Annotated in this window: 4 protein-coding genes and 1 tRNA gene; 2 read left to right on the top strand and 3 right to left on the bottom strand. The window is 54.2% G+C overall.

Annotated features, from left to right (window positions below):
- Positions 1-156: 156 nt before the first annotated feature.
- Together HMPREF0673_RS09090 and HMPREF0673_RS09085 are read left to right on the top strand one after the other, a co-directional pair.
- Positions 157-645 (top strand): S-ribosylhomocysteine lyase, encoded by a 489-nt coding sequence (locus HMPREF0673_RS09090; protein ID WP_007901241.1) that lies wholly within the window; start codon positions 157-159, stop codon positions 643-645.
- A 139-nt stretch (positions 646-784) separates the two neighbouring features.
- A tRNA-Pro gene (locus HMPREF0673_RS09085) sits at positions 785-858 on the top strand.
- Positions 859-1,039: 181 nt separating this feature from the next.
- On the opposite strand, the gene HMPREF0673_RS09080 is transcribed toward HMPREF0673_RS09085, so the two are convergent.
- From HMPREF0673_RS09080 to HMPREF0673_RS09070, 3 genes are all read right to left on the bottom strand, one after another.
- Positions 1,040-3,766: a substrate-binding domain-containing protein gene (locus tag HMPREF0673_RS09080; RefSeq protein WP_007901239.1), complete on the bottom strand. Its 2,727-nt coding sequence runs from the start codon at positions 3,764-3,766 to the stop codon at positions 1,040-1,042.
- Positions 3,767-4,240: 474 nt separating this feature from the next.
- Positions 4,241-5,650 carry a hypothetical protein gene (locus HMPREF0673_RS09075; RefSeq protein WP_007901235.1) on the bottom strand — a complete coding sequence of 470 codons (1,410 nt, stop codon included), beginning with the start codon at positions 5,648-5,650 and terminating at the stop codon, positions 4,241-4,243.
- 12 nt (positions 5,651-5,662) lie between these two features.
- Complete coding sequence (locus tag HMPREF0673_RS09070) at positions 5,663-8,032, bottom strand: glycoside hydrolase family 2 TIM barrel-domain containing protein (protein WP_007901233.1); 2,370 nt, start codon at positions 8,030-8,032, stop codon at positions 5,663-5,665.
- Between the last annotated feature and the right edge of the window lie 59 nt (positions 8,033-8,091).

Here is an 8,091-nt window from a genome sequence, read left to right as displayed (position 1 = left end):
GTAAAAAAGTAAAAAGGTAAAAAAGTAAAAAGAGCCTCTCCCAACCCTCCCCGTTGGGGAGGGCTTAGGAAGGCCTGAGAAGGCTTAGTCAGCAATGGCTTAAGAAGGCCTAAGAAGGCTTAGTTCGGCTTATACGCCGCCTAAAACAATAAAACAATGAAAAAAATACCAAGCTTCACAATAAACCACAACACACTCTTGCGCGGCATCTACGTATCGCGCAAAGACACAGTAGGTAGCGACACCGTAACAACCTTCGACATCCGCATGAAGGAACCCAACCGCGAGCCGGCTTTGCACCCAGGTGCACTCCACACCATCGAGCATCTCGCTGCTACATACCTGCGCAATGATGCCGAGTGGAAGGACCGCATCGTCTATTGGGGACCGATGGGCTGCCTCACGGGCAACTATCTGCTTATGCGTGGCGACCTCCAGCCGAGTGACATCGTCGACCTCATGCGCCGCACGTTCCGCTTCGTGGCTGACTTTGAGGGTGAGATACCTGGCGCAGCACCGCAGGACTGTGGCAACTGGCTGCTCCACGACCTGCCAATGGCTCGCTGGGAGTCGCGCAAGTACTGCGAGGAGGTGCTCGATGTTATTACCGATGCCAATATGACTTATCCTCAGAAGGAGGATTAACCCAAAAGCACGAAAGTAGCACTGAGGGCAACACTGCATCAGTAGAATAACGATTAAACACTGTTTGACAAGAAAAAGTTGGCAAATAATTTTGTTAAACCATCGAAATTGCTTACCTTTGCACCGCTTTACAAAAGCACGGGATGTAGCGCAGTTGGTTAGCGCACGCGTCTGGGGGGCGTGAGGTCGCAAGTTCGAGTCTTGTCATCCCGACATAAAACGGGGTAGAATGTTCACATTCTACCCCGTTTTTGCATTTATAGGAGGGTATGGCATCTTGCCATACCCACGCTACCCTTTGGTTGAAATAATAGGAGTGGATGGCTAATCTCTAAATAGGTTGCGAGGGTACGGCAAGATGCCATACCCTCCTATGGTTGTGTGCTCCTACGGCTTACCGCAGGCTGCTTGGGTTTATGTCAAACTCGTCCTTGAAGCACTTGTTGAAGTACGAGGGCGACGTGAAACCCACCTCGTATGCTATCTCCGACACGCTTTTCTCAGTCTTTTCCAACAGCTGGCGAGCCTTCGTTAGTCGCGCCTTGCGTAGCAGCTCCACCGGTGTCTGGCCGGTCAGAGCCTTCACCTTTCTATATAGCTGCACGCGCGAAAGCCCTATCTCTTCGCCCAGACGCTCCACCGAGAAGTCGCTGTCGCCGAGGTTATCTTGTATCGCTGTACGCAGTCTGCCTACGAACGTCTTGTCTGCCTCGTTCAGCTTCTCCTCTTCCTCCGTCTCCTGCTTGTCGCCGGCGAACACCGAGCGCAGCATTATGCGCGAACGCAGCAGGTTCTCGATGCGCGAGAGCAGTACCTGACCCGAGAACGGCTTCGTGATATACGAGTCGGCACCCGTGTCGTAGCCCTCCTTGCGCTGTTCGGATAGCGAGCGTGCGGTGAGCAGTACCACCGGTATATGACTCGTTGCGGTGTCCTCCTTCAGTCGCTTTGTGAACTCCAGTCCGTCCATCACCGGCATCATCACGTCGCACACCACCAGCTTCGGCACCTCTCTACGTGCCTTCTCCAAACCTTGTTCGCCGTTCGTAGCCTCCGACACGTTGTACTTGTCCTGCAGTATTGAGCGCAGATATGCACGCATACCGTTGTTGTCGTCGATGATGAGCACGAGCGGACGCTCCGCGTCGAAGTCCTCTGCGTTTGTGATACGCTCCGCCGCCTCCTGCGCAGTGGTGTCGGTGGCAATGTAGTTGTCGTCCACCAGTCCCTTCTCCGCCTGGGTAGCAGCCGGTGCATCCTTCGCAGGGTCGTAGCCAGGCTGCGAGTCGGGCAGTTCGATGACGAACGTAGTACCCTTACCCTCTACGCTCTCGGCATGTACGCTGCCACGGTGCATGTCTATGTACGCCTTCACGAGCGACAGCCCGATGCCCGTACCGCCGATGGCACCCTTCGCTTGGTAGAAACGCTCGAAGAGATGCGGCAGCTCTTCCGTCGGAATTCCCTTGCCCGTGTCCGCTATGCGCAGCGTGTAAAAGTGGTCGTGATGGAGTAGAGTAGTGGTGATGCAGCCTCCGTCGGGTGTGTACTTCAGAGCGTTCGACATTATATTAAAGTACATATGCTCCATCTTGTCGCGGTCGGCGATGAGCACCGCGTCGTCCTCCACGCCCGACACATCCACACGTATCGTGATGCCACGACGTGCCGCCACTGTGCGGAAGTCCTCCGTCCACGTTGTCAGCTCATGCTGAAGGTAGAAACGGTTGAGATGCAGCTCAGCCTTGTTGTTCTGCACCTTGCGGAAGTCGAGTATCTCGCCAACCAATTGTATGAGTATGCGTGTGTTGCGCTGCACCATCTCCAGCATCGTGCGCTGCACGCCATGCACCGCTGGGTCTTCCAAAAGCTGCTCCGTAGGTCCGGCGATGAGTGTGAGCGGCGTGCGCAGCTCATGACTCACGTTCGTGAAGAACTGCAGCTGCGTCATCTCCTCCATCTCTGTGGTCATTCGGTTCTGCTCGTCCATCGAGGCTTTCAGCTGTTGGTTGATGCGCGTTCGGGTGATGAAGGCGTAGATAGCTGCAGCGCACACGGCGATGAGCAACACCACGAACACCAGTAGCACCAGCAGATAGATGCGCTGCGTGTTGAAGTCACTGGCAGCCTTGTCCACGCGTGAGCGCAGCGTGGAGAGATGATCCTGCTGGCGCATCGTCTCGTCGTTCTGCATGAGTAGCACTCGGGCGTTGTCGCGTGTCACGAGTGCCGACGACAGCTGGTTCTCGCGGTTGTATTTCTTTCCTTCGAGTATGTTCATAGCGAGCAGCATCACCTCGTCGCCGCGTGTGGGGTAGGTGTACGAAGCGAATAGTGTGCCTTCAGCCACGAGTTCCATGCCGCCGCCCTTTTGCGGCATGGCATCGATGCCGCAGAACTTGATGTGCTTCAGGTCGAGTCCGTGCTTCTCGGCGGCTCGTCGTGCGCCCATCGCCATGCGGTCGTTATGCGCGAAGACGCAGTCGAACTCGTTGTGCGGCTCAGATAGCAGCGAATCGACCGTGCGGAACGCGCCCTGCTCTGTCCAGTCGGCACTGAGATGCTCCACGATACTGATGCCCGGACGACACTGCACCACGCTGTCGAAGCCATTGTTGCGCTCTATCGCCGGCGATGACGTAGAGAGTCCGCTTAGCTCCAGTATGCGTCCGCCGTCGGTGAGTGTGCCAGCCAAGTATTCGCCCATCGAACTGCCAATCTCCTTGTTGTCAGCTCCGATATATGCTGTGTACTTGTCCGACCGTGTGCGGCGGTCGAAGATGATAACCGGTATGCCCTTCTCGTATGCGCGGTCGATGGCAGGCGATATGCTCACCTGACCAGGTGCCACGATGAGCAGGTCTACGCCCTCGTCCACGAACTTGTTAATCTGTTCGGTCTGCATCTGCACGTCGTCGTTTGCCGAACTGATGCGCAGGTCCACATCGTTATAGTAGAGTGCGGCGATGCGCAGCTCTTCGTTCAGCTTCTCGCGCCACACGTCCTCCGAGCATTGCGAAACGCCCACGACGTAACGCTTCTTTTCGGAGCCGCACGAGAGTAACAGAGGGAGCAGAAAGAGTAGGAGACACTGGCAGAGTCTGCGTGCTGAGTGTTTCATTCGTATTCGTTTTTAAGTTGTTTGTTATTATTAGGGGTAGAATGTACTTAAATTCGCTGCAAATATAGTAAAAATAATGCATTCGTAGGTGTTTGTCATATATTTTTGTTTCATGTAACAAATGTGCTATTCGTTGAACGATTTGTTAAATACCACCCGTTCTTGTCTTTATATCTTTGCAATGTCAAAAGGAAAAAAGTATTTACAGACCATAAAGCTTCAAGTCTTTAATGAATGACACATCAATCGGATAACAGAAACATTGGCAATAGATTTAGATTAAATATTTGTTTTTAGTATAGTTGATTAGGTTAGTAAGTTGTTATTTAGTAAATTGAAAATCGGAAATGCACAATACTTTAGAAAAGCACATAGGGCTGCATCAATGCTCCGTTTCGAGAGTCTTGATGCAGCCCTTTTCGTAATCTCTTTGTATTAATCAGCTGCTTTTTAAGTAGATGCTTTCTCTTTACATTAATAAGATAGGTCGATAGCAACCGGATACACACGGTACGGATCGAAGTATTCCATGCAGCTGTTCACCATTGCCTGCAAATCGGCTTTGGCAACACCATGGAAGACTTGCTTGCCGTTTATCTTGACTGTTACCGGCTTCTTGAGATTCACCAGTTGTTCGTTGAGATACACCCTCAGTCTGCCACCGGTAGCTATAGTGTAGTTGCGATTGAACTTCAGGTCGAGGCCCCACTGCTTGTCCTTCATCGTTGTAGTGTATTCTACATCACTTACCTTGATAGAAACCACGTTCTTGTCGATATCCATCTCGTAATACGTTCTTGCCTCTGACGGGCGTGTCAGCACCTGCAGGTTATAGAATCCAGAACGATGTCTGCCGTCCATCTCGAAGTCCTCCCAAAGCACCGTCTTCGGATACGGATTGCGCACAAACTGCTTGAGCCAGGGTGTGGTCAGTCCGTAAGTGATGTGGTGTTGCATGCCAGGCAAGAGATTGATGCGATGGCGGAAGATGGGCGTGTTGTCCACAGCCAGCGGACGAGCCAGCTGTACAGAATCGAAAGCCACCTGGGTGAACCATGTGAGGTCGTTGCGATAAAATCCCGTGTCGTCAGCACCCGTAAGCAGCGAGAAACCGATATTGGCACAGTTCTCTACCGGCGCATTCTTCAGAGGTTCGCCACCTGCCATCGGACCCGCTGCTGCCCAATAGTCGGCGTAGAAAGAGGCGAGACGCTGACTGCCGTAACCGCCCTCACTGATGCCGAATACGTAGAGTCGGTTGGCATCCACCTCACCGCTCGTCAGACTCAAACGGATAAGCTTTTCGAAGGCATACTGCTTCGACAGATGCCACCAGCGATAGTATTCGCCCTCGTTCGGAATCTGCGGAATGAAATAGATAGAAGGTGCATCCTGAAATCGAAGTCCCAGTTCGATACCATTCGACCACTCTCTGTCCTTTGAACCCGAACCGTGCGTGTAGAGGAAGAGCGGATATTGACCGTTGTCAGCCGCACCCTTCTTGCCGTAATAATAAGGCATAACCGCATTAGGCTCCAGGCACTGCGGCAAGTGCCATGCGCTGTTCTTAGCCTGCTTCAGGTCGGCAGGCTCTATGAGCTTCTCCTCCTGCAGCGCATTGTTCGCCTCGCACCATGCAGTCCAAACCATCTTCTGATAGTTGGCTATGTCTTTGTTCTTTATTGCTGTCTGAAGCTTAGTGTCAAGCGGAGCGTTCTGAGCGAAGCTTGCCTTGCCGTCCTGCTCCAAAGCTTTCTGCTGCGCTTGCAGCGACTGTTCGAAATAGGTATTCACCGTTTTCTGCAAGTCCTGCGATTGCGCCGTTGTGTGAGTAGAATAGGTTAGTGAGGCAATAGCCATCACCGCATAAATCATTTTTTTCATATGTATAAAATGCTATTTGATGTTGATAGACAATGTCTCCTTTGGCAGACCTTCAGCCGATACGCTCAGCGTAGCCTTGCCCTGCTTTGTGCCTTCCACTACGACAACCAGCTCGCCACTGAAGAGCTGCATCTCCGTCGAGTTGAACGCCACGAGCGATGTTGCGTCGCCGTTGCACGCCGCACGGAACTTCGCTGCGCCCTTCACCTCGAACTTCATCTTGTTCGTAGCTGTCGGGCAGGGTGTTCCGTCCTTGTCCACCACCGACACCTTCACGAACGCGAGGTCCTCGCCCTTGGCAGAGATGCTGCTGCGGTCGGCTTCGAGCACGATGCGTGCCGGTTTGCCAGCCGTGCGCACGCTCTTCTCGCCCATCACCGAGCCGTCGTAGTTGTAAGCCACCACCTTCAGCTCGCCCGGCTCATAGCGCACGTCGTTCCAGCGCAGGCGATAGCGGTCGAGGCGTGTGCCCGGGTTCTTTACTATTCTGCCCTGACTCTTGCCGTTCACGAACAGCTCAGCCGACGGCGCATTGGTGTAGCAGTACACCGGTGTCACCTCGCCCTCGCGTCCCGGGAACGTCCAGTGGGGCAGCACGTGCAGCGTGTTCACGTCCGTGCGCCAGTGGGAGCGATATAGCCAGTAGCGGTCTTTCGGCAGTCCGGCGAGGTCGCAGATGCCGAAGTAGCTCGAGCGCGACGGCCAGTACTCGTCGTATGGCGACGGCTCGCCCAAGTAGTCGTAACCCGTCCACACGAACTCGCCGATGGTATAGTCGCGGTCGTCCTGCATACGCCAGTCGTCATCCGGCAGATTGCTCCAAGGACAATACTCCACGTCGTACGACGAGCACTGTCCGTCGGCATACGTCTTCGAGTCTGACGGCTCCACGGGGAACTTATACACGCCGCGCGAGCTCACTGTCGATGCTGTCTCCGAGCCTAAGAGGAATCCCTTCGGCAGTTGCTTGATGTTGTTGTCGTACTTGTGCACGCGATAGTTGAAGCCCGGCACATCCATCACCTGCGCGAAGCCCGAACCCAATGCTGCCTCCGCCTGGTCCATGCCCTGCGTAACGGGTCGTGTAGGGTCGTACTTGTGGCAGAGCGCCTGCAGATGTTCGCTTATCTGTCTGCCTTCTTCGCTCCATTGCTCAGGTATCTCGTTGCCAATGCTCCACATCACGATAGACGGATGGTTGCGGTGGTTGCGTACGAGGTTTTCTATGTCGCGGTCAGCCCACTCCTTGAAGTTCAGCGCGTAGCCGTTCTTGCATTTCGGGTATATCCACATGTCGAAACTCTCCGCCATCACCATCATACCCATCGAGTCGCACACCTCCATCTGCCACGTCGACGGCATATTGTGCGCCGTGCGTATTGCGTCGCATCCCATGTCCTTCATCGTGCGGATCTGACGGATGAGCGCCGCCTTGTTCACGGCTGCTCCCAACGGACCCAGGTCGTGGTGCAGGCATACGCCCTTTATCTTTCGCGACTTGCCGTTCAGCTGGAATCCGTCGTATTGCGCCACACGCACAGTGCGTATGCCTACCTTCTCTGTGGTCTCGTCTACGAGCTTGTTGTTGCGATAAAGGCGTGTTACGAATCGGTACAGATACGGCGACTCTGGCGACCATAGCTGCGCGTTTTCAACCGTAAGTCGCTGCTCTACGTCGCTCGTCGTCTTCGTCTGAGCTACCGTCTTGCCATCGCTGTCGATGAGCAGGTTCTCCACAACGAGACCCTTCTCCGCATTGTTAATATTCGTGCAGACACTCACCTCTGCCTTGCCGTCCTTAATCAGCTCCGTGCGGAAGTAGTTTCCCCACGGGTTGATGCTTGCGCGGTCGGCGGTCGTTACGAGCTGTACGGGGCGGTAGAGTCCGCCGCCGGGGTACCAGCGCGAACTCTCCTCACGGTTGTTGAGGCTGACCGTTATCTCGTTCTTTCCTTTCTTTAGATACGGCGCTGCGTCCACGCGGAAGGCGTTGTAACCGTACGCCCAGTGACCAGCCAACTTGCCGTTTATATACACGTGCGGGTCAGCCATCGCGCCGTCAAACTCCAGTACGGCAGTCTTAGGCACGCGCTTTATGTCGACCGTCGTCTTATAGTATCCGCGACCAATCCACGGCAGTGCGCCCGAGCGTCCCGATTTCTCCGTCTTCTCCGTCTCGCCGTTCTGCACGATAGCCACATTCTGCAGGTCCCACTTCTTGTCGAACGGTCCGTTTATAGCCCAGTCGTGCGGTATTGTCACCGACTTGTAGTTGATGCTGTCGCGCGAGAACTGCCATTGGCGCAGATTCTGCGTCGTGCGCTGCGCCGAAACAGAGACACAAGATAATAGAGCGAGTGAAATTAATGTTGATTTGTTCATGTTGTTAAAGGTGTTGTGATGTTGAGGTGGTGAGGTGTTGAGGTGTTGAGATGGTGAGG

This window comes from Leyella stercorea DSM 18206 (assembly GCF_000235885.1).
Lineage (GTDB): Bacteria > Bacteroidota > Bacteroidia > Bacteroidales > Bacteroidaceae > Prevotella > Prevotella stercorea.
This window is presented reverse-complemented; position numbering and strand designations above follow the sequence as displayed.

What these genes read in the sequence shown, in the direction of transcription:
- HMPREF0673_RS09075 (WP_007901235.1), bottom strand. Translation starts at nt 5,650, where the DNA reads ATGAAAAAAATGATTTATGCGGTGATGGCTATTGCCTCACTAACCTAT.
- HMPREF0673_RS09080 (WP_007901239.1), bottom strand. Translation starts at nt 3,766, where the DNA reads ATGAAACACTCAGCACGCAGACTCTGCCAGTGTCTCCTACTCTTTCTG.
- HMPREF0673_RS09090 (WP_007901241.1), top strand. Translation starts at nt 157, where the DNA reads ATGAAAAAAATACCAAGCTTCACAATAAACCACAACACACTCTTGCGC.
- HMPREF0673_RS09070 (WP_007901233.1), bottom strand. Translation starts at nt 8,032, where the DNA reads ATGAACAAATCAACATTAATTTCACTCGCTCTATTATCTTGTGTCTCT.